General features: G+C 58.4%; 14 protein-coding genes. All 14 read right to left on the reverse strand.

Features of this window, described 5'->3' with window-relative positions; translation table 11 throughout:
• Positions 1-62 precede the first annotated feature (62 nt).
• The 14 genes from ACTHPM_RS20290 to ACTHPM_RS20355 all read right to left on the reverse strand — a co-directional run bounded on the left by ACTHPM_RS20290 (position 63) and on the right by ACTHPM_RS20355 (position 22,517).
• Positions 63-1,889 carry an alpha-L-fucosidase gene (locus ACTHPM_RS20290; RefSeq protein ID WP_440396965.1) on the reverse strand — a complete coding sequence of 609 codons (1,827 nt, stop codon included), beginning with the start codon at positions 1,887-1,889 and terminating at the stop codon, positions 63-65.
• A 70-nt stretch (positions 1,890-1,959) separates the two neighbouring features.
• A complete protein-coding gene (locus ACTHPM_RS20295; protein WP_440396964.1) occupies positions 1,960-3,132 on the reverse strand; it encodes a glycoside hydrolase family 88 protein in 1,173 nt (390 codons plus the stop codon).
• 37 nt (positions 3,133-3,169) lie between these two features.
• A complete protein-coding gene (locus ACTHPM_RS20300; RefSeq protein ID WP_440396963.1) occupies positions 3,170-5,320 on the reverse strand; it encodes a TIM-barrel domain-containing protein in 2,151 nt (716 codons plus the stop codon).
• Between the two features lie 3 nt (positions 5,321-5,323).
• Positions 5,324-6,370, reverse strand: coding sequence for a glycoside hydrolase family protein (locus ACTHPM_RS20305; protein WP_440396962.1), 1,047 nt, complete (start codon positions 6,368-6,370; stop codon positions 5,324-5,326).
• Positions 6,370-7,566, reverse strand: a complete 1,197-nt coding sequence (locus ACTHPM_RS20310; RefSeq protein WP_440396961.1) for a glucuronate isomerase — start codon at positions 7,564-7,566, stop codon at positions 6,370-6,372. The genes ACTHPM_RS20305 and ACTHPM_RS20310 overlap by 1 nt, the downstream gene beginning before the upstream one ends.
• 103 nt (positions 7,567-7,669) lie before the next feature.
• The gene (locus tag ACTHPM_RS20315; protein WP_440396960.1) at positions 7,670-10,081 is read right to left on the reverse strand and encodes a glycosyl hydrolase family 95 catalytic domain-containing protein; all 2,412 of its coding nucleotides are present in this window, start codon (positions 10,079-10,081) and stop codon (positions 7,670-7,672) included.
• 48 nt (positions 10,082-10,129) lie between these two features.
• Entirely contained in the window at positions 10,130-11,692 is a 1,563-nt protein-coding gene (locus tag ACTHPM_RS20320; RefSeq protein WP_440396959.1) for an extracellular solute-binding protein, read from the reverse strand.
• A 215-nt stretch (positions 11,693-11,907) separates the two neighbouring features.
• Entirely contained in the window at positions 11,908-13,812 is a 1,905-nt protein-coding gene (locus ACTHPM_RS20325; RefSeq protein WP_440421649.1) for a cache domain-containing sensor histidine kinase, read from the reverse strand.
• Positions 13,813-13,820: 8 nt separating this feature from the next.
• Positions 13,821-14,843 carry a response regulator transcription factor gene (locus ACTHPM_RS20330; protein ID WP_440396957.1) on the reverse strand — a complete coding sequence of 341 codons (1,023 nt, stop codon included), beginning with the start codon at positions 14,841-14,843 and terminating at the stop codon, positions 13,821-13,823.
• A 69-nt stretch (positions 14,844-14,912) separates the two neighbouring features.
• Positions 14,913-16,493 (reverse strand): extracellular solute-binding protein, encoded by a 1,581-nt coding sequence (locus tag ACTHPM_RS20335; RefSeq protein WP_440396956.1) that lies wholly within the window; start codon positions 16,491-16,493, stop codon positions 14,913-14,915.
• Between the two features lie 147 nt (positions 16,494-16,640).
• Entirely contained in the window at positions 16,641-17,504 is an 864-nt protein-coding gene (locus tag ACTHPM_RS20340; protein WP_440396955.1) for a carbohydrate ABC transporter permease, read from the reverse strand.
• A gap of 19 nt (positions 17,505-17,523) precedes the next feature.
• Complete coding sequence (locus ACTHPM_RS20345) at positions 17,524-18,447, reverse strand: ABC transporter permease (RefSeq protein ID WP_440397286.1); 924 nt, start codon at positions 18,445-18,447, stop codon at positions 17,524-17,526.
• A 234-nt stretch (positions 18,448-18,681) separates the two neighbouring features.
• Positions 18,682-21,177, reverse strand: a complete 2,496-nt coding sequence (locus ACTHPM_RS20350) for a glycoside hydrolase family 95 protein (protein WP_440396954.1) — start codon at positions 21,175-21,177, stop codon at positions 18,682-18,684.
• 50 nt (positions 21,178-21,227) lie between these two features.
• Positions 21,228-22,517 carry a cupin domain-containing protein gene (locus ACTHPM_RS20355; protein ID WP_440396953.1) on the reverse strand — a complete coding sequence of 430 codons (1,290 nt, stop codon included), beginning with the start codon at positions 22,515-22,517 and terminating at the stop codon, positions 21,228-21,230.
• Positions 22,518-22,601 lie beyond the last annotated feature (84 nt).

The raw sequence follows: 22,601 nt of genomic DNA on the forward strand, positions 1-22,601 counted from the left end.
TAACCTGTGCATTGGCAGTGAATGTGCAGCAAATGAGCCAAATCCGTATGATGAGTAAACGTTCAGGCGTTCACCTGCTCCAGCAGCAGCTTGCGCGGGTGCATCAGGTATGCCCCGGCAATTCGGACCGCATGGAGTTCGATGCTGTATTCGCCGGCTTCCGGAAAATGCAGCTCGCCCAGCTCAAAGCGGCGGAAATCATACGGTCCTCCTGTCGATTGGACTTCGGCAGCCAGTGTCTGATTCGACGCTTGCAGCATGTAGCTGCCTCCGCCTTCTTCGCCGCAGCCGTACTCCAGGGAAACCGTAAAGGCGCAAGGCCCGGACGTGCGCACGCGCCAAGTCGTATAATCGCGCTCATCGGTCCAGTCCAGCAGGTTATCACGGTTCTTTTTGCCCGTATCGTAACGGAGGGCCGATCCAGTGATTTCGCTCTCAAAAACACCCAAATCATAGACATGAGCGGATCCCTCACCGTTCATCAGCAGCCGGACGGCGTTGCCGTTCACCGGACCGGAGCATTCCACAGCCAGCACGAAAGGCTTGCCATCCTCTGGACGCAGCCCTTCAGGCAGGCGTACGACAAGATCGCTGCTTCCCAGCCAATGGTATTCCAGGTCGTCTCCGCCTGCGAGCGGATAAACGCGGTTTACCTCGCTGAGCAATCCCGGAACCACCAAGCAGCCGCCTGCAGGCGGTTCGAATACATGCAGGTACAGCGTCTGCCCTTTTAATGTACAGTGGCCCCAGGACGGCCTCGCGGTAGGCGAGGCGCCCGCGCCATAGATGCCGTCTCCGTTGACATGAAGCCAGTCACCCACCTCGAGCAGAATCTGCTCGGAGACCGGGTCCCACTCTCCCGTCCCCGTCGGGCCGACGTTGATGACAAGATTGCCGTTTTTGCTGACCACGTCGACGATTTGGCGGATGATCGAGACCGGAGACTTCCAGTTGTTGTCCGATTTTTTATATCCCCAGGAATCGTTGAGCGTGATGATGTTCTCCCAATCCTGCCGGATCGCCCGCGTCTCGAGCTGATTATCCGAGGTATTGGCGTAATCGCCAAGCGGGCTTTTCCAGACACGGCTGTTCACCAGGCACTCCTGCTGGAGCGCGTGTACGGTGGTGAGAAACAGCTCTCCCTGCTCCCTCGTCAGCTTGCCGCCGCAGTCAAACCACATGAGTCCGACCTTGCCGTATTCGGTCATCAGCTCCCGAACCTGCGGCAATGACTTGCGGTGAAGGTAATGGTCAAAGCGCGTGCGCTTATCCTCGTCACGAATCCAGCTCTCCACGTCGTCATAGGCACCGATGTTTCCCGGATAATCCCATGTGTTCCCCTGCGAGTCGGGGTCATGCCAATCCATCGCATGCGAATAGTATATGCCAAGCACCAGCCCTTCCTCGCGGCAGGCATCCGCAAGCTCCCGGAGCGGATCACGTCCGAACGGCGTATGCCTGACGATGGAATAGTCCGAGACCTTCGAGTCGTACATGGCGAAGCCGTCATGATGCTTGGCGGTGAATATGATGTATTTCAGCCCCGCCTGCTTGGCTGTACGGACCCATCTGCCAGCGTCAAAGGCGGTCGGATTGAACTGTTCGGCCATTTCCTCGTATGCCTGCACCGGAATACGGGCCCGCAGCATGAGATGCTCGCTGTAAGAAGCCTGGACCTCTTCCCCGTTCCATTCGCCTGCCGGAAGCGAGTAGGGTCCCCAATGGATAAACAGACCGAGCCTGGCTTCCCTCCACCAAGCAATCCGCCGCTCGTGAGCCTCGTCTTGTCCGGAGACCGGTTCCTCCTTCAGAGCCTGCAGCGGATCGTCCAGAAGGTTCTCTTGCTGCTGAACGGAACCGGTTTTGTGCAAATCGGCCTGATGTCCCACGTGATCAATCCCCTTTCCATGTCTTTTTCTATATTCCGAACGAAGTGTCATTCTGCTATATCCGTTTCGATTACCAGAACCGCCGTTTCGAACCGCGAAGCTTGGAAACCGCCTCCACGAAGAAATAATCGCCATAAATGAGCGGCGTGTCGATGTGCACCCCGCCAGGCAGGTTCGAGGTTCCGGACAAAATCAGTCCTTCCTCGTCTTCCCGGTCCCAGGCCCCATACTGTTCATCCAATGCGCGGATCAACCGCGTTGCCGCCTCCAGGTACATTTGGCCTTCGCCTTCCGGCAGGCAGCCCGCCAGCTCGATCAATCCGCATGCGGCGCAAGCGGCAGCCGATGTATCCCGCGGCGTATCTGCATTTCTCGGCGCCCGGAAGTCCCAATGCGGCACGTAATCCTCAGGCAGATTCGCCAGGAAGAAATGGGCGGCACGCTTGGAGCCGATCAGGAATTCTTCATTCCCCGTGTATTGATACGACAGCAGCATGCCGTAAATCGTCCAGGCGCTGCCTCTCGCCCAGGCAGAATTCTCCGCATGCCCCTGTCCGGCATCGGCCCCCAGCAGCTCACCGGATTCGGGGTCGAACCGGAGAATATGATAGCTCGATCCGTCCGGACGCATGAAATGCTTCAGCACGGTTTCCGCATGCGCGGCGGCGATATGCCGGAAACGCGGATCATTCGTCGTTTCCGATGCCCAGTACAGCAGCGGCAGGTTCATCATCGTATCGATAATCGACCAGCCGGCGCGGTTCACTTCTTGCGTATCATGCCATGCACGGATGTAGCGGCCCTTCAGGTTGAAGCGGCTCGCGAGCTGGGAAGCAGCCATCAGGCCGCGCTCCTTCGAGCGTTCGCTGCCCGTGATGCGGTAATCGGCCACGGCAGAGAGCAGCCAGATAAAGCCCGAATCATGATGCACAGCCAGCGCGTTCAGCGGCTCATCCAGACGCTCCTCGCACTGCTCGGCGATGGCCTTCAGCTCGGCGTGCCCTCCGTCCGTTGCCAAATGCCAGAGAATGCCCGGCCAGAAGCCCGCCGTCCACCAGGATACCCTCATATCATCATACACGCCGTTTACGGAAGCATGCGGACAGCTGACGCCGATCCGGCGGCTGGTCCGCCCGACCTTATGCTCGATCCTGCTCCATACGCCATCGGCCCAGGACCGGACTGCCGGAGAAAGCTGTGCATGCCCGGATTTCTCTATCTCGTTTAACGTCTGTTCACTCATTGTGTAATTCCTCCTCTGTGTGTGCTTATGCCCGTCTCTATTCCAGCGGCAGGCGGGTCTGCGCGAAGCGCCATCCCGTAATGCGGTACCTGCACTGCGGACCGCCACTTGCGGCCGTTCCGGCAAATGCTCCGTCTTGCGCCCGGGTGACGCTGACCTTGCGCCAGCTGCCGCCGCTCTTTTCATAATCAAAGGTATCGCCGTCATCGTCATACAGCTGCCCTTCGGCGGGAGCGGAACCGAAGTGGATCATCTCGACCGGTATCTCCGCGCCATTCGCAGGCACATGATCCAGCGCCGGCATCATCGGGATGATGGCTCCTTCCCGCACGAACAGCGGCAGACGCTCCAGCGGACAATTGACATGGATGACCCGGCCGCCTTCATGCCGCACGCCGGTTTCGGCCTCATACCAGACGCCATCCGGCAGCAATACGTCGCGCCCTGTTTCGCCGGCAAACATCGGAGCGACCAACAGATCACGCCCGATGCAAAACTGGTCATCCCATTCGCGTCCGGCCTGCTTGCCGTAAGCTCCCTCCGCCGTATTGAATCCGCCATGGGATTCACCTTCAGCGGAAGCTGGGCTGCCTGCTCCCGCGGCATCGCCCTTCCTCGGCTTCGAGGCAGCCAGAACAAGCGGCATCGCTTGAAACGGCGGCGTTCCGGCCGCTTCATACTCCGCAAACACTGTATATAAATAAGGCAGCAGGCGCATTCGCAGGCGGATGTAATGCTTAACGACGGCTTCGGCTTCCGGATAGCTCCACGGCTTGACCCCGTCCCCCCACGCGTTCAGCATGGCAAGCGGCGAAAAGCATACCGTCTGCATCCGTCTCACCCAATCCTCCGCGCTATCAGCCCTGCGCACCTCCGGCGTCCACAGCAGCCCGCAAAAGGAAGCATTGCACAGCGCCCTGACGAATTGGCGATGGTCATACAAATCCGAGTAGAGCACATACGGCAGATTGGACGCCCCTGCATTCGAAGCGCGGACGAGCCCGTAGGTACGCCGGTTCTTTCCGCGGTAGAGACGGTCCGTCATGTCCTGCAGCAGCAGGCCGTACAGCTGACGCATCTGCTCCCCGTCATGTCCGGACGGGAACTCGGCATGCGCAGGGAACATCCAGGAATTGCGGGTCAGCTCGCTGCCGTCGCATTCATCCAGCTTGTAGCCCGATACGCCAAGGCTGACGTGCTCCCGGTCGTGCTGGTCCGAATACAGCTTGCGGGCTTCCTCCAGCGTATAATCGGGGGCGAGCCCGCCCCATACGGAATAACTGCCCGACAGCTTCCGCATGCCGGCATATAATGCCGACTCCGGCGATATGTACGGATGCTCCCATAGATTGACCTGAAAGCCCGCCTTCTTCATCCTGCCGACAAAGCCGGCCGGGTCGGGAAACCGGGAGGTATCCCATTCATACGTGACGGGATAGCTCGCCGAATGCCATCCGGGCTCCAGCCCGATGACGTCGCAGGGAATACCCCGCGCCCGGAATTCCATGGCCTCCGCTTCCACCTCGGCGTCCTTGTAGAGCGTGGGCACGCGGTGCCAAAAGCCCAGCCCCCAGCGGGGCGGCAGAGTACCTCCACCGCAGAACAGATTGTAGCGCCGCACCGCATCCTGCATGCCCGGTCCGGCGAATAGATACACGTCGGCGCCCTCCTGCGGCAGGCGGATTTCCAGTCGGTCCGAGACCGGCGTCGCCTTCCAGCGGCGATCCAGATTGCGGTCGCGGGCCTGCGCGGCGGCATCTTCCTGCTGCCGCAGGGCCGAGCCGCAATAAAAGGTAACGGCTCTGGCGCTGTCCACCAGAATGCCATATCCCCGGCCGCTGACCAGAAAGGGAACCGGCGCATGCGTTTCGCCGGTATCCTGCTTCGGATCGCTGTTCACCCGCAGGTACCGGGTCCGGCTGCGCTGGTTCATGCGCATGAACTGCAGGCCCATGCCGTACAGCTCCTCCCCGGGATCCAGAGGCAGCGAGAGCAGGCTGCCGCCCGCAGTCAGGGCCTTCAGCCCGATCTCATCCCCGCCGAAAGGCCGATCCTCCTCAGGCAGCTCCTTCATCGCTTCGGTTCTTGGCTTCCGGTTCAGGCAGGCCAGCGGTGTCAATCCGTCCGGGCTGCCCACCGTTATCTTCCATACGCCCGGCGCTGCTTGAATCCAGTTCACATCCTGCATGGATCAGCCCTCCTTGGCCTCATCATCTCCCTCCGATAGCGGGATGACCATATTCCAGGTGTTCTTCGCCTGGCGAAATCCTCCGGGTCCATCGGCAACGGCGGCAAACATATGCGTCGGCCTGCCTTCTTGAAACAGCAGAAACGGCCGTTCAAAGCTGCCCATCACCCGTTCCGCTCCGTCGTCCCACGCAACGGTTCTCGAATAAGCCTTTCGGCTGTCCGCAAGCTTCCAGTCCGTGCCGTTCTCTGACACCGCCAGGATGCCGCCATGCTTCTCGCCGCACAGATGCCCGTCCATATCCTTCGCAATCATGGCGTAGCCTTCTTCCGTCCGCCAAATAAACGGATCCTCCACATGCACCTCCGGCGGAAACAGCGGCTGTTCGCTGATCACGCGGTAAGGGCCTTCGGGAGTGTCCGCCCTTGCGGCGCCAAGCGTCATTTTCCCGTACGTATGCCCCTCGTATTTCCGCGCTTTGTAGATCAGGAGGACCGAACCGTCCTCCCGAATGCAGGGAGCGGGGTTCGATGTCAAATAGCTGTCGAATCTGCCCGGACGAACCGGTAAAATCGGCGCATCCATGCGCTTCCACGGTCCAAGGACGCTGTCTGCCACCGCCAGGCCAACCCGCTTGTTCGCCCGGGCAGCAATGACGCGGCAGTCATCCATTTCAACCGTATCTCCGGGCTCCGCCTCGGCGAACGGATGCGTGGACCCCATATAGTACAGCAGAAATTTGCCGTTATGCGCGATGATATGCGGATTATGGGTGCTGCGCCCGTCCCAATATTCCGCCCCCCTCGCCGGGAGCACGGTTTCCGCGTATTCGTACGGCCCTTCCGGCGTATCCGACACCGCCCGCACGATCTCGGAGCGGATCAGCCAGCCCGGATGCATCGGCAGCCATTTGGGCCACCGCGAAGCGAACATATGATAACGCCCGTCTTCGCCGCGGACGACCGAGCCGCACCATACCCACCAGTTCTCCATGCGGAAACCGCCGCCAACCGGCGCGGGCAGCATGCGTTCCTTCAGCGAAAGGGACATTATGCTCCCTCCCGGCCGCTTAAACCGTATCGCTTGGCGGCACTACCATACAGCCATTCCGAAGCGCAGTAGAGCGCTCCCTCCCGGTCGATCCAGCCTTTGGCCACCTGGACGTCCAGGAATTCAGCGAGCAATCTTTTCACGACATGGATCTTGCCGTACGTCCATTCGATGCAGCGGGCATCGGAGACGATCAGCGAGCTTTTCAAGGGCGCCAGCGCTTCCAATCGGTACTGCATGCTCTGGGTATACGTGCTTGCCCGGAAGTTGTACCACCACATGCCGCCGACATGCACATTCGGGAAGTTCCATGCCGCCTGCACCACATCCAGATTGCTGAGCTCCGCGGCGGTGACCAGCTCAAATGGGATGCTGTAGCGCTCGAACAGTCCGTAGAGCCGGACCACGCGCAGCGAATCGTTCACCGGGGCTGCAGCCGCGGTGCCCCATCTTCGTTCCACGCCCAAAAACAGCTGCAGGAACATACCCAGGCTTTCAAGCTCGGCGCATATTTCATGCAAAAGCACGAACAAGATTTCATCGGAGGCCGTTTCGCTGCCGATGGCATATTCCTCATGCGCAGCGGCTTCATATTGGGAGAGCGTCGTCATGATGCCCGGGCAGCCCGCCTCGTGATAGCCGCGAAGCTGCGTCTTGATATGCGTCTTGGCCTGTTCCAGAGCCTCTTCCCGTTGATCCGCCTGGGCCACCTCCTGCACCAGCTTCGGCAGCCAGCCGTCAATCCGCGGAAACAGCAGCGCGTGCTCCTTCATGCCTTCGAATGCGGCATGGTCAGGATGATTGACCGCAAAGCGGCGCACATGCAGCCGGTCCGCGACGCTTTGCGCCCAGCCTGGCTCCTGGCCGCGCGCTTTAATCCGTTCATCAGCTTCCAGGATCGATGCCTTATCGGTAAGCTCCACGCCGTATAAATCTTTAAGAATGGTCGAGAACGCAATGTTCATCAGCGTGTTGCGCGAGGCTTTGTATGCCCTCAGAAAGGCGTCCATCCGCTCTTCCTCCGGCAGCTTTTCCGCCTCGGCGGGATAGCCGGCGGTCTGGAGCTCGCGGTTCAGCCAGAAGTAATCCGCGATCTTCCAGAAATTCTCCGCGCACAGACGGTCTCCCACCAGGTGCGTATGCGTATCGATTACGTCCATCGTCATGATGTCATCCAGCAAGGATGCTTGCTTCATACGGAATCCTCTCCTTCGTTGCCTGCTCATGTATATTTCCGTCGATATCCTTTTTGCCATTTGATCCTGTTAGGGGGATATGCCCTTAGTTCAACCGTGCCAGCTACCCAAAATCCGCTTCGAACACGATCGGCTCCCCTGCCCGCAGCGACACCTGCAAGCGGACAGGATCCTCCCCGGACACTGTAACGCCGTTTATGCCCATGCTCTCCCGAGGCTGTCCCTTGCTGCCTGAGATTATGGCGCCTGCCGGCAGCTCAACGGTGATGCTCCGGTCGGAGGCTGCCCTAAGCTCGACGGCTAGACGCCCCTTCTCCCGGTCCCAGTCCACGTCCACCTCGATGTTCCCGCACGCCAGCAGGCCCTGCGACTGGCCCCGGGTCCACCGATCAGGCAGCGCCGGCAGGACCCGCATCAGGCCGGGTTCGGAGTACAGCAGCATTTCCTGCACGGCGGCCGTCCAGCCCATATTCGCGTCGATTTGGAACGGCGCCCAGTCCATCGACAGCCCGATGCCCATATTCCTCCAGTCGTTGTGAAGCGTGTAGAAATTGTTGATGACCGCCGAGCGGCTCAGCAGGTCCAGACATTCCAGCGCCAGATTGCCCTCGCCAAGTCGGGCGTACAAATTGGCCATATGGGCAAGCGACCAGCCGGTCTGCTCCTTCAGCCCAACGACAAGCCTTTTCTTCACGGCGGTCAGGAACCCGTCAAACAAAACCGGCTCCTTCCCTTTCGTGATTTCCTTGCCCGGGAACATCGGATACAGATGCGACTGATGCCGGTGATGGTACTCATCTGCGTAGGAGGGGTGCATCCATTCCCGGACGGCTCCGTCCTCATTGAGCTGGTAAGCCGGAATCCGGCCGAGCAGATCCTTCCATACCGAGACCTCCTCAAGATACAGGCTCTCCTCTTCGGCTCCGGCTACCAACCGGCTCAGCACCTCTTTGGCAATGGCAAAATCCATCGTCGCATTGACCGTCGTCCCTTTCGGGCCGCCGGCCCGGTTGCCCGGCCTGTTCTCAGGCGAGTTGGACGGGCAGCTTACCAGCTGTCCATCCTCCCCGGTCAGGAAGAAATCCTCGTAGAACAAGGCGACCTCCCTCAAAAAGGGTAAGGCCCGTTCCCTTAAAAATTCACGATCCTGCGTATACAGGTAGTAATCGTGATAATGCTGGGCAATCCAGCCTGCCGCCCCGGTCCAGTGGATGATATGCGGCGTAACCGTCTTGATCAGGCCCGAATCCGGCGCCGTCGGCGCCGGGATGAAGATCCCGCGGCAGCCGTAGATATGCCGTGCATTCAGCCGAAAGTCGTCCATCAGCCGCTCGACATAGTCGAAGACCGGCAGCAGCAGCTCCGGCATCCGGCCGCTCAGCGCCTGCCAATAGATCATCTGCAGGTTCTCGTTCGCCATGTTAAAGGCCCAGAAGCCGCGGTATTCCCCGCACCACAGGCCGTACAAATGGCATGGGCTGCCGCCTTCGCGGGAGCTTGAGACCAGCAGGTATCTGCCGTAAGCCCACATTTTCTCCTGCATAGCCAGCGGCGCCTCGCCTTGATAAGCCTCAAGCAGCAGTTCTTCGTTGGAACGCTCGCGCCCTTCAGCGCCAAGATCCAGTGACATCCGCCCGAATAATTCCCGGTGCTCGCGCACATGGGCTTCCAGAAGCTCGGCGTAGCCGCGTTCTTCCGCGGCCAGCTCCGCCTTCAGCCGCTTCCATTCCTGTTCCCGGCTGCCCTGAACGAACATGCGCAGCAGCACCCGTACCCCGTCCGCGCCGCGGATCACGGCCTCCGGTCCATCTGCCAACAGGCTGCCCTGTTCGGGGATGACCCGCGCCACCGCGCCGAAATCGCTGCCGTCATCGCTTCGTGCGGCGTACCATATATAAGCGCCGTCCGATCCCGTTTCCACGTCTGTGGGAAGCGGAGCTTCAGGCCGTCCCGGCGGCCGCTTCACATCGGCCGGATCATGCAGGCCGAGCGACAGCCGAGCCTGTACAGAGCCGCGGTTCTCGCCGCGAAGCTCCATCACGATCATGTCTTCCGGGCGGGATGCGAACAGGGCCCGCTCGAAAGCGGCCCCCCTGTCCTTCCAGCGAACGGTAACTTCGCCGGTCTGCATATCAAGCTCACGGGAATAGTGCTTGAAGCCCGCATCCACATCCATGACGATCGTGAGATCCCCCAGCGGCAGCGGAACAGCCATCACCGGATCATATCCTTTTCTGTGAAGCTCATCGACCAATAACGGCTCCGCCTGCGGTTCCTGTCCTTCCAGCATCAGCCGGCGCAGTTCAGGCAGCCTGCCGCTGACGTCGGGCAGCTCCGGCGTTCGGCTCTGCCACCACAGGTCGCCATGCGTCAGCATCACCGTCTCCCGGTGCACCGCTCCATACACGGCCGCGCCGATGGTGCCGCTTCCGGTCGGCAGCGCCTCCCGCCACTTGGCTCCCCACCAGGAGGAGGGGGTTCTTAGCTTCAGCTTCCATGGATGCTCCGTCTTCATGCCTCACACGCCTTTCTTCCCGTCTTCTCGATCAACCTGCGGTTCATCTTATTGGTTGCGGCTCGACTGGTTCAAGATACCGTCTTTGTTTTTGAAGCGTTCGGTGGCTTCCTTGACGATGTCATTGCCGCCTTTTTGCTTGTATTCTTCGATCACCTTCGGCCAATCCGTGATCGGCTCTTTGCCGTAGATCATTTTGACCATGTGGTCGATGATCAGCTTCGGTGCCTGATCGGGACGCTTGGACGCGAGGTCCGGGTTCTTGCTGAACGATTCCAGCTCAGGCACGAAGCCGATGCCGCCGATGCCTTCGTCAGCGAGCGTTTCGTCGAGCGCTTTCAGTACGTCCATTCCGCCAGGAAGCAGCTCGGTACGCTCACGGTTGATCGTGCCGTCGCCGACCCATCTCAGCAGGGAACGGAAGCCTTGCTCGTCATTGCCCGGCTTGTCAGTAGGGAACTTGTAGTCGATTTTGCCGTCTTTCTCGGTATAGTTCTCGCCTTCGATACCGAAGCTGAAGAATTTGGTCGCTTCCGGTGTCTGCATCCAATCAAACAGCTTGATGATGCGAATCGCTTTTTCCTTGCTTACTTTGCTGTTGATGTACAAAGAGGTGTTGACCGAGCTGTACAATCCGTAGCCCTTCAGGCCGTGATCGCCTTCCGGAGACGGGATGATGTCCACTTTGGCATCCGGTATGGAAGCCTGTACTTTCGTGCGGAAATCAAGCAAGCTTGCAGCGTTGGCCGTCCAGATTCCCGCATTTCCCGCCTCGATGTTCTCGGAATACTGCGGTGCCTGAATCGTGGCGAAGTCCTTCTGGATCAAACCTTCGTCATACATCGTTTTGTACACGGTGAGCGCTTTCTGCATATTCTCCGAGTTGAAGAATTTCGGCACGACCTCGCCGTCCTTCTCGACGAATTGATACCCGAGCGCATCGTAGGCCCCGAAGCCGATATCGGCATATTTGAAGTTCTCACGGGCTTGGTACGGCGCTGGGACGCCCAATTTCTTGAATGCGCGCATCACGTTCAGGTAATCATCCATCGTTTTCGGTACCGGAAGTCCCGTCTTTTCGAGCAGATCGGTACGAATGTATGTCGCACGGCGGGATGGATTGCTGATCCATGTCGGTACGCCGTAAATTTTTCCTTTATAGCTGACTTCCGCCCACGCTTCCTTCGGAACCGCTTTCATAATATTGGGCGCGTATTCGTTGAGCAGGTCATCGAGCGGCATGAACACACCGGCTTCAATGGAGCCTGACATCGATTTATCCGTTGCCCCGCCGACGTTTTGGACCACGTCAGGAATATCCCCGCCTGCGTACATAACGGCCATCTTCGAGTCAAAATCCTTCAGCGGAATCATGCGCATGTCGACGTCGATGTTGGCGCGTTTTTCGAATTCCTTCACCCATTTTTCGTTGTTTATGTCCTTGGAGCTTTCCGCGTAAGCGTTTCCACTTGTTGTCAGGGAGATGGAGAATTTAAGCGGTTTTGTTTCATCCGAGGCGTCGGCTGCTTCTTCCTTCGTTCCGCCTCCGCATCCTGCAAGTCCTGCTGTAAGAAGTGTTGATGCCAAAATCAGGCTGACCCATTTCTTCATTAGACCTTTCCCCTTTCCTTTATCGAAAGACACTCTTTCCTGTGCTTACCTCATGATAAAACGAAAAGTCGGGGAGCACCCATGGGGCGGATTATGCTGGTGGTGTGTTTTTTTAGGGTATGCCATGAAGATTAGAATTCAAGCGGCAATGCCACTTCACGCAAAAAAGCAGCAGGTCACCCTGCTGCCTTTCCACCTTCTGCATATCCACTTATCTATCCTGTCTGCCACGAGTTCCCTCCCGCGGCAAAGCCCGGCGGGAGGAGCTCCGGCATGGAGCAGGTATCTGCGGCCTGACCTGCGGAGCGCTTCGTCTCCGCCGCGGAACGCGGCATCCGCATCATCATCCGCGTCCCCTGCTCCAGGCTGCTTTCGACCGTCAGCCCGTACTCCTCGCCGAACACAAGCTGGATGCGGCGGTGAACGTTGGCAACGCCGATCCCGCCTTTCATCTGTCCCGCTTCACCATCATCGGCAAGCCGGTTCTTGCTCAGCTTGACGCGCAGCTCTTCCAATCGTTCCGGCGTCATGCCGCACCCGTTATCCTCTACGCTGACCCAGAAGCTGTCCCCTTCCTCGCCTGCATCGATGATGATCCTATGATGATCCTCGACTCCGGAGCGGAAGGCATGCTGGAACACGTTTTCCACCAGCGGCTGCAGCGTCAGGCGGACCATTTTGCGCAGCAGCAGATCGGGACTGACACGCATATCGATTTCGAAGTTCCGGCCGATCCGGTGGTTGATAATGACCATGAAATACATGACATGCTTCAGCTCGTTCGCTACCGTAATCTCCTCCAGGTTGGTGCGGACGGAGTAATGGAGCATGTAGGAAAGTGCTCCGACAATCTCGGATATTTCGTCCGAGTCCTGGATGACCGCATAACAGACGACTGTTTCCAGCGTGTTATACAGAAAATGCGGGTTGATCTGGAGCTGCAGCGACTGGAACTCGGCCTTCTGCCGTTCGGCCTGCATCTCCCTGTTCTTCAGCTCGGACTGATACACGATGTCCACCAGCTCCGACAGCCGGTTCACCATCAGATTGTACCTGACGATCAGCTCGGTAATTTCGTCATGCCGCTTCGGGAGGGGAATGAACTCCCAGTTCCCCTTTTCCGTCTGGCTCATCCCCTTCATCAGCGAACGGATCGGCTTCGTAATTGAGGTGCCGAAACGGTTGGCCAGCACCAGCGAGCATAAGAACGTCAGGGCGGCGACGATCCAGATGAGCATGCGCGTCGTCTCCAGCGGCTTGACCAGCTGGCTGTTCGGAATGGATACCACCAGGTTCCAGCCGGAGTAATCGGCCTTGCGGCTGATATACGCCCGCTTCGAGCCTTCCGCGGAGCTGCGGAACATGGACGTACCCGCCTCGGCCATTTCGCTGGCAAGCTTGCCGGATATCGGCTCCCCTACCTTGGACGGGTCATTGTGGTACTGGATGCGGCCTTTGTCGTCCACAATGAAAAAATAGCTGTCCTCGCCGATATCGATGCCCTTCCACAGTGTGGAGAGCTCCTCGGACTTCACTTCGATGCCGACGAAGCCCTTCATGTCCGGCGAGCTGAGACCGCGGATACGCCGAATCAGCGTCAGCATCGGCGCCGCATTCTTCCCTTGAATGGTCTGGTTGATGATCGTCAGGCGGCCCGATTCATCGGTATGCGACTTGAAATAGTCGATCTGCCCGGCTGTATCCTTGGGCGAAAAGGACGGCTCCGTCCCGCTGTTGAAATAATACAGAGCGTTGCCGTTATACCCGATGATGTAGAGCGCGCTGATCTCCGGATTGCGGATCCAGACCGGATCGACAATCGAGTCACGGATATCGGTCATGTAACGGTAATTTTCGTATTCCTCACGGTTCGAGGGCAGATCGATGTATTTTTTGACGCTCAGATTGGTGAGCAGGGCTACCATCGAGCGCTGATAGGAGGAAAGGTACAGATTGGTGTGATGCACGGCATTGTCTACGATCTGGGTCATCTGGTTCTCCGTGCTCTGCTCCAGCTGTCTGGCCGATATAGTGTAGAAAGCGATGCCCACCGCGGAAAGCGAGAGCAGAATGACCACCAGAAAGCTGGCCAGCAGTTTGACCCGCAGACGGATCTTCATCCTTTTCATTATTCAATGCCAAAAGACGCGCGGTATTCGGAGGGCGACATGCCCACGAAGTTTTTGAACGTCTTCGTAAAATGGGGATAATCCTCATAACCGACCTGCACCGCGATATCCGTGATGGTCAGGGCCGGAACGGCCAGCAGCTTGCGCGCCTCCTCGATCCGCTTCTTGATGCGGTAATGCACGAAGGTTTCACCCGTCATTTTCTTGAACAAGGCACTGAAATAGGTACGGGTAAGCCCCACCCTTTTCGCGACCTCCTCCAGCGTAACTTCTTCGGACAGATGCAAATCAATAAACGCCTTCGCCTCCTCGATGGGGTCCTTGAACTTGCCCTTGCGGGTCTGCTGAAGCTGCGAGTACATGTCGTCCAGCACGGCTCCGAAGGCCTCGAGCGCTTCCCTTTTGCTGATATCGGTACCCTTCTTATCCATGCTGATCTGCGGCTGCCACCCCCGCTGCGCGAGCCTTCCCACGATCATATTCAGGCAGTCCTCGAGCACCGATTTCATGCCGAGCACATGCAGCCCGCCAAACAGGCAGCTTTCCCTGCTCTCTTCAAGCAGCCGGTGCATTTCGCCTTTTTGCAGCATCCAGATGCTCTGCTCCAGCTTCTCCGACCACTCCACGTATTTTTGCAGGGACACGATGTTCTCGCTCATTCCCGCAATGATCTCGCGCAGCGCGTTATGGATGTCCTGCTGGGTGACCGGCTTCAGCAGATAACGCTTTACGCCGTAAGCGATGGCCCGCTGGGCATATTGAAAATCGTTATAACCCGAAATCACGGCCACCTGCACATGGCTGAATTCGCGATGGATCCGCTCGCACAGCTCCAGGCCGTCCATCCGCTTCATCCGCAGGTCTGTCAGCACCAGATGCGGCTCCTCGCTGCGGATCATTTCCAGGGCGGATTCCCCGTCATCTGCCGTATAAATGGCCGAGAATGACGCGGGATACCGCTGCACCATTTTCACCAATCCCTTTTGAATGACAGGTTCATCTTCCACAATCAGCACTCGCATGGATCATAACCCCTTTTCTCGCCCGATTTTGATGAAGCAAGCGGCAGCAGGCTGCGTTTTGCCAACCTTTTAGCGGTCCGGAAGCACCATGACACCCTCGTTTGCGTGATAGCGCTGCGTTGCCTCCCGAATAATGTCGTCCCCTCCGCGGCTTCGGTATTCCTGAATCACCTTCGGCCAGTTCGAAATCGGCTCCTTGCCGTACATCATCCGCACGATGTGGTCCACGATAAAGGGAGGCGGCTGATTCGGATGATTCGGGGCCAAATCCGGATAGATGTTGAAGGCTTCGAGATCCGGAATGAAAACGATACTGCCGCGCCCTTCCCCGGAAAGCGTCGAGTCGATCGCTTCGAGCACATCCTCGCCGCCCGGAAGAAGCTTCGTTCTTTCGCGGTTGATCGTCAAATCGTGGCTCAGCCACAGCAGTTCCCGAAACCCTTGCTCATCCTGCTCCTCTTTCGTTTGCGGGAACCGGTAGTTGATGGCTCCGCCGCTCACGGTATAGGTATCGCCGGGAATCCCGAAGGAAAAGAAGCGCTCGGCTTCATCGCTGAGCATCCAGTCGAAAAACCGGATGATGCCGATCGCCTTTTCCTTGGGCACCTGCTTATTAATGTAGTTGGAACTGATCACCGAGCTGTACAGCCCGTAGCCCCTCTTGCCGTCCGGACCCGCCGGCGAAGGAATGATATCGACCTTCGCTTCCGGAACCGAATCGTTCACTTGGGCGCGAAAGTCCAGCAGTCCGGCTGCGTTCGCCGTCCAGATGCCCGCCTTGCCGCCGTAAATGCTATTCGCATATTTGCTCGAGCTCACCGTTGCGAAATCCTTCGCGATCAGGCCCTCGTCGAGCATCGTTTTATATACGGAGATGGCCTCCATCATGCGCTTCTCATCAAAAAATTTCGGAACGACCTCGCCGTTCTTGAGTTCAAACTGATATCCCAGCACGTCATAAGCGCCAAAAATGACATCGGCGTATTTGAAGTTCTCGCGCATTTGGTACGGATTCTCCACGCCCAGTTTCTTGAAGGCCCGCAGCACATCCAGAAATTCACCCACCGTTCCCGGAATCGGCAGGCCCGTCCGTTCCAGAAGATCCGTTCGGATATACGTGCCGCGCCGTGAAGGATTGTCCAGCCAAGCCGGAATGCCGTATATTTTCCCGTGATAGCTCGTTTCTTCCCAGGCTTCCTTCGGGATCCGCTCCAGCAGACGCGGCGCATAGGCACGGATCAGGTCGTCCAGGGGCATGAACAAGCCTGCTTCGACCGTTCCCGACATTGCCGCCGAGCTTGCTCCTCCCACGGTCTGGATCACATCCGGAAAATGGTCTCCGGTCAGAAGCACCGGCAGCCGTTTGTCGACATCCTTGAGCGGAATCATCGTGATTTGCATATCCGTGTTTGTCAGCGCTTCCAATTGTTTGACCCACTTATCCTCCTCGAGGTCCGGCACCTTGGCCGCGTAGGGATTGGCGGTGGTGGATAATACGATGGAAAAAGACAAAGCCCCCGGGGAAGAGCCGCTGCCGGCTTTTGGTCCAGGGGAATGCTCAGAGGTGCCCGGAGAACCCGTGATTCCCGGAAAGGAACAGCCCGCGAGAGTCATCAGCGTGGCCAGCATCAGATAGAACCACTTCTTCATTGTCTCCCCCCTCTTTCTCGTCCCTGCCTGTAGCTTATCGGACGTGATGGGCGCTATTCGATTTGGAACACCTCTATATTAACATATTTCGTCCATATGAAAACGAATTCAAACGGGGTTCAAAAGACTTAATCTTGACGCCGCCTTCTAGGTCTTGATCGAGCCTACCAGCATCCCTTTGATAAAATACTTCTGCAGGAACGGGTACACGATGATGATCGGCAGGACCGAGACGATAATGACGGCCATCTGCACGCCAGCCGGCGATACTTCATTCATCCCGTCCAGCAGGCTTTCCGCCTGGCCGAGGTCGTTGCTGAGCACGATCTCCCGCAGCCGCAACTGGAGCGGATACAAGGCGCGGTTGTTGATAAAGTACAGCGCCGTGGAGTACGAGTTCCAGTGGGATACGGCGTAAAAGAGTCCCATCGTCGCCATGACCGGCTTGGACAGCGGCAGGATGACGCTCCACATCGTGCGCATTTCGCTGGCGCCGTCTATTCTGGCACTGTCGACCAGCTCGGAAGGAAGCCCGACGAAGAACGATCGCATGATGAACAGATTATATGCGCTTATCGCGGACGGAATAATGAGTGCCCATAACGTATTCAACAAGTGAAGGTTTTTGATCACCAGATAATTCGGGATCAGCGGCGCCTGGAAAATCATCGTAATGAGGATGAAGATCAGGACAACCTTACGCATCGAATATTCCGGACGGGAGAGCGGGTAGGCCAGCGATGCCGTCATGATCAGATTGATCGCCGTGCCCCCGACGGTAATGATGACGCTGACCAGAAACGCCCGCCAGATCGAGGTATCCGACAAGATGACTTTATAGTTCACGAGGGTCCAGTCCACCGGGATCACTTTGACGAGACCGGCGTTGATCGCTTTGCTGCTGCTGAACGATTTGGCAAGCACATGGAGCAGCGGAAATACCATGATGCAGCCGACGAGCGTTAGAAAAATCGTATTGCACCAATCAAACCAGCGTTCTTTGATGTTCATTTCGCCCTTGCTCCTTTCTCTAGTAAAGTCCCTCTCCGCTTGCCTTCTTGCTCAGGGTGTTGCCAATCATGATCAGCATCAGGCCTACGAGCGATTTAAAGAGGCCGATGGCGGTCGTGTAGCTGTACTGCCGGTCGATGAGGCCGACCCGGTAAATATACGTATCGAGGATGTCGCCTTTATGCTCGTTCAGTGAATTGACGAAGACGAATACCCGTTCGAAGCCGAAGTCCAGGAAGTTGCCGATATGCAGCAGGAACATGATCGTAATCGTCGGCAAAATGGCCGGAATGGTAATGGATAATGTCTGTCTCCATCGGTTGGCGCCGTCCATGCGTGCCGCTTCGTATAGCTCCGGATTGACGCTCGCCAGCGCTGCCAGATAGACGATGGTACCCCAGCCGCTGTCTTTCCAGATGCCGGTACCGACCAGAATGCTCCGGATATAGGAATCTTCACCGAGAAAATAAATGGACTTCAGGCCGAACGCGTTCAGCACCTGGTTCACGATCCCTGTCGTCGGGGACAGGATACCGATCATGATGCCGCCGATGATGACCCAGGAAAGGAAATGGGGCAGATACACGATCGTTTGCAGAATCCGTTTGTAAAGCACCTTCCTCAGCTCATTGAGGAGCAGCGCCAGAATAATTGGCACCGGGAAGGCAAATAGGATATCGTACAGGCCGATCAGTACGGTATTTTCAAGAATCCTCAGAAATTCCGTGTACGTGAACATCCGTTTGAACTGATCGAATCCGACGAACGGGCTGCCGGTAAAGCCTTTGAAAATGTTGTATTCCTGAAAGGCCATGACCGAGCCCATGAGGGGAAGATATTTGAAAACAATGAAATACAAAATGCCTGGGATCGTAATGAAGTAGAGCGCTTTATACTTGCGAAAATTACTCCTTTGCCTGCCGAGGGGCTTGCGGGCTTTCATTCTTTTCTGGCTGACTGCGGGCGCCTGTCCTGACATCGTCATCGCTCCTTCTGCTTGATGAACCGGGATGCGTCTTACACGGCTGCGGCCGGTTCAGGTTCTCGTTTATGGAAAAAGAAAGCGTTATCTTAATTGTTCGAGTGCTGCTCCTTAAGACGCTGCGCCTTCGTACTTATCTTACCGCTGCCGGATAAGCCGCCGAAATGGGGATTTGTCGACTCAACCTGTGTTTTATTACGATCGGTTCATCGCGCCGCCATTTCGGAAAGCCTCGCTGTGGATTGTCATGCTGCTACCTTGAATGACCGAAACCTCGTAACGGTACCCGTGCAACGAAGGCTGGGCGCCCGCCCCGGTTTCATGGTCTGGCAATCCCTTGAGGCCTTTGGCATCCAGCGGCACCGGCGACCAAATCCGGCAGCTTCCGGTTTGCCGCGGATGGATCGTCACCTTGGACAGCGCACCTTCATGCCAGCTTATATCTACCGTATATCCGCCCCTGGCGCGAAGTCCGCGCACTTCACCCGTTCTCCACTGCGGCGGAAGCGCCGGCAGCAGCCGCAGCTCGCCGGTATGCGACTGCAGCAGCATCTCGGCCACGCCCGCCGCACCGCCGAAGTTGCCGTCGATCTGGAAAGGCGGATGACAATCCAGCATATTCGGATAGGTAGACTGCGTCAGCAGCTTCGTCAGGTGGCTATGCGCTTCCTCGCCCATCAGCAGCCGGGTATAGAAATTGATGATCCAGGCGCGGCTCCAGCCGGTGTGCCCGCCACCGGAAGCAAGCCTGCGGGCGAGCGTCGCTCTCGCGGCTTCGGCCAGCTCCGGGGTGTCGAAGGCATCGATGAGCCGGCCTGGATGCAGGGCGAACAGCTGCGATATATGCCGGTGTCCGGGATCGGCTTCCTCATGATCATGCTGCCACTCCATGATCTGTCCATGGCGCCCGATCTGCGGCTTCGGAATGCGCTTCACGGCTTCCTCGAGCTCGGCGATAAAGCCGGCTTCGGTCTCCGTGCCCATGGCCTTCGTGGCTTCCAGGCAGGCATCGAACAGGGTCAGTGCGATCTGCGCATCCATAGAAGGCCCCATGCACAGGCTGCCGCTGCTGCCGCCTTTCAGCACGAACTTGTTCTCCGGCGACACGGACGGGCCGGTCACAAGCGTCCCGTCCGCATCCTGTGTCATATAGTCGAGAAGGAAGATGGCGGCTTCCTTCATCACCGGATAGGCACGCCGCTTCAGAAATTCCATATCGAGGCCGTAGCGGTAATGCTCCCACAGATGCAGGCTGAGCCATGCGGCACCCATCGGCCACACCGTGCAGGTCATGAGAATGCCCTCCGGGCGGGTCTCCGCCCACAGGTTCGTATTGTGATGGGCCACGAAGCCCCGGCAGCCGTACATTTCCTGCGCAGTGGCTCGGCCGTTTGGCACCATCCGCTCGATCAGATCGAAGAGCGGCTCATGGCACTCCTCAAGGCCGAGCAGTTCCGCCGGCCAATAATTCATCTGCGTATTAATGTTGATCGTATATTTGGATTCCCACGGCGGCGTGAAGCTGTGGTTCCATATCCCCTGCAGATTGGCCGCCAGCGTGCCCGGCCGGGAGCAGGAGAGCAGCAGGTAGCGGCCATACTGGACGTAGAGGGCCATCAAACCGGGGTCGCCGGGCATGTCTTGTCCCGCCAAATCCGGGTCCCGCAGCGTTTCCTTCAACCGGTTCAGCCGCTGGTCGGTCGGCAGCTCCCCGAAGGGGTCCCCGTCCGGGGTCAGCGTCAGCTCAAAACGGTCGAACCTCTGCCGATATTCCTTCACATGACGCTTGAACAGCTCGTCATAAGGGATCGAAGCGGCCCGCTCCAGCTGAATCCGGCAGGCCTCCTCCGGATTCTTCTCCCGGAACGATGTCTGCGCCGCGAGCAAAACCGTCACCGCATCTGCTCCTTCCACAGACAGAAAATCCCCGATGATCCGCACGGTGCCGCCCTCCGGGACCGCCCGGAAGGCTGCGCTGAAGCGGATGCCGTCCACGCCGCATTCGCCGCCCATGATGACGGTATTGCCGGGACCCGGCCAGCAGCCGCAGTCGAAGGGACGGCGCATGAGATTGGCCGCGAAGGTCAGGGCGCCGGGACGGTCCGCCGTCAGCCGCACGACCAGGACGCCGTCCGGCTCGCTGACGAAGTACTGCCTGCGGTAATTCACGCCCTGCGCATGATACGTCACGTTCACGACGGCACGCTCCAGATCGAGCTCCCGCTCGTAGTCCTCCACCGGGGAGGCATCCGCAAGCGGCTTCAGCATCAGGTCGCCGAGCGGCTGATAGGGCTGCTCGTATTTGGGCGATGCCGTGAGCGCCATCCGGGCCAGATGCTCCGCTTCGGCCTGCCTGCCTTCGCGCAGCAGGCCCCGGATCTCATCCAGGTAAGGACCCGCCTCCGGATTCGACGCCCGGGAAGGGCCCCCGTACCAGAGCGAGTCCTCGTTCAGCCGGATCGTCTCGAGTCCGGTGGAGCCATAGACCATCGCTCCAAGCCGGCCGTTGCCGATCGGCAGCGCCTCCTCCCATGCTGCCGCCGGGGTGGTGTACCACAGCCGCAGCGGGCGGCCGTGACCGCTGCTGCGGCGCATCGTTGAACCGCCACCGCCATCGTCCAGGTAATCCCCCTTCTGATTCCAGGTCGGAAACTCCCCCTGACTCGGCCCACTGCTGTCATTGTGCTTCATCCTGCCCATCTCCCCTTTCCTTCCATCCCTGCTGTACGCTCATGCCTCGTTCAAATCTTATCCACTTCAAATACGATGGCCTTGATCGGCTCGCTGCCGTCATTCACGAGACCATGCTTCCACCAAGGCTTGTTGACGATCACATCGCCGGGCCCTACCCGCGTTTCCTGTCCGTTGATCGTCATGAGGCCAGTGCCCTCCAGGATGATGTACACCTCTTCGTCTTCCCGATGCCCGTGGTAGCCGATCGAAGTGCCCGGAGGCAGCACCGAGTAATACAAAAACTTGAGCGGTGTCTCGAAATCCGCATTGCTGTACAGCCGCACGCTGTCAACCAGGCCCCGGCCCCCATGGCTTGAGGAAGGCTTCAGCTCGGCCCGCAGGAAATTGCGGATATCCGCCGGTCCATAGCCCCAAGCGGCGGAGGTGTCCACCTGCTGCCCCTGCTTCAGCGACATGCGCGTATAGTGGGCAAGCGCCTGATTCTTAAGATATTCCTTGGCGTCCGTCTCGCCGCGCCGCTTCTCTTCCAGGGAGTTCATGAACTCCTGCACCGGCGTCCGGACCGTGACGTCGCTGAAATCGCTCCAGCGCTGGACGCCGGCCGGCGTCGTCAGCTCGATCTCCCCGTCCTTAAAGGTCAGGCTGCCTTGGTCCCCTTCGATCCGCCAGTTGCCAGGCCACTGCGTTTCATGTCCCACGCTGTGGAGCGAGCAGCGAAAGGAAGCCTGGATGCCTGCCTGCAGCTCCATCACGATATGGAACACATGGCGTTTGACGGCAAACAGCTTGCCGACCTCGCGTCCCGACAGATGGCGCAGCAGGTCAAAATGGTGAATGATCACTTCCTCAAGCTCATCATTCGGCTCCAGCGTCACCCGCTGACGTTTGCGGAAAAATTCGCATTCCAGCGTCTGCAGCGTGCCGACCGAGCCTTCGTCGATCAGCTGTTTCAGCTTGCGCAGCGGCGCGAATGTGCGGTAATTTTCCGCGATCATGAACGGAATCCGCTCCTCTTCCGCCCTTTTCACGATCTCTTGGGACTTCTCGTAATTCTCCGCAATCGGCTTCTCGCACAGCACCGGCAGCTTGTAATCGAAGGCCAAGTGATTGATATTCGTATGCGCATGGCGCGGCGTTACGTTGATCACGAAGTCGGGCGCTTCCCGCTCGATCGCTTCCCTTGCGTCCGTGTAAAAGGGAACGCCGTCCTCCCGGATCTGCTCTCCCCGGCTCGCATCGGTATCCGAAACGGCAAGCTCCAGATCCCCGTTCAGGCTGCGCAGTCTGCGATACCAGCCGCTTCCGGCTTCTCCCAATCCGACTAAAAGCGCTTTCATATCCAAAAACCTCCTGTCCCATTCCGTAATTTAAGCTTTCTTCCATGCTACTACCGCGGGAGCGGCACCTCCATTGCATAGGTT

Origin of the sequence: Paenibacillus sp. SAFN-054 (genome assembly GCF_051966755.1) — a bacterium.
Classification (GTDB): Bacteria; Bacillota; Bacilli; order Paenibacillales; family Paenibacillaceae; genus Paenibacillus_AQ.

Bases quoted from the DNA above. Each gene is read 5' to 3' on its own strand.
- ACTHPM_RS20345 (WP_440397286.1), bottom strand. From the start codon at position 18,447: ATGAAAGCCCGCAAGCCCCTCGGCAGGCAAAGGAGTAATTTTCGCAAG.
- ACTHPM_RS20330 (WP_440396957.1), bottom strand. From the start codon at position 14,843: ATGCGAGTGCTGATTGTGGAAGATGAACCTGTCATTCAAAAGGGATTG.
- ACTHPM_RS20300 (WP_440396963.1), bottom strand. From the start codon at position 5,320: ATGCAGGATGTGAACTGGATTCAAGCAGCGCCGGGCGTATGGAAGATA.
- ACTHPM_RS20350 (WP_440396954.1), bottom strand. From the start codon at position 21,177: ATGAAGCACAATGACAGCAGTGGGCCGAGTCAGGGGGAGTTTCCGACC.
- ACTHPM_RS20295 (WP_440396964.1), bottom strand. From the start codon at position 3,132: ATGAGTGAACAGACGTTAAACGAGATAGAGAAATCCGGGCATGCACAG.
- ACTHPM_RS20320 (WP_440396959.1), bottom strand. From the start codon at position 11,692: ATGAAGAAATGGGTCAGCCTGATTTTGGCATCAACACTTCTTACAGCA.
- ACTHPM_RS20315 (WP_440396960.1), bottom strand. From the start codon at position 10,081: ATGAAGACGGAGCATCCATGGAAGCTGAAGCTAAGAACCCCCTCCTCC.
- ACTHPM_RS20325 (WP_440421649.1), bottom strand. From the start codon at position 13,812: ATGAAGATCCGTCTGCGGGTCAAACTGCTGGCCAGCTTTCTGGTGGTC.
- ACTHPM_RS20335 (WP_440396956.1), bottom strand. From the start codon at position 16,493: ATGAAGAAGTGGTTCTATCTGATGCTGGCCACGCTGATGACTCTCGCG.
- ACTHPM_RS20310 (WP_440396961.1), bottom strand. From the start codon at position 7,566: ATGAAGCAAGCATCCTTGCTGGATGACATCATGACGATGGACGTAATC.
- ACTHPM_RS20355 (WP_440396953.1), bottom strand. From the start codon at position 22,517: ATGAAAGCGCTTTTAGTCGGATTGGGAGAAGCCGGAAGCGGCTGGTAT.
- ACTHPM_RS20305 (WP_440396962.1), bottom strand. From the start codon at position 6,370: ATGTCCCTTTCGCTGAAGGAACGCATGCTGCCCGCGCCGGTTGGCGGC.
- ACTHPM_RS20340 (WP_440396955.1), bottom strand. From the start codon at position 17,504: ATGAACATCAAAGAACGCTGGTTTGATTGGTGCAATACGATTTTTCTA.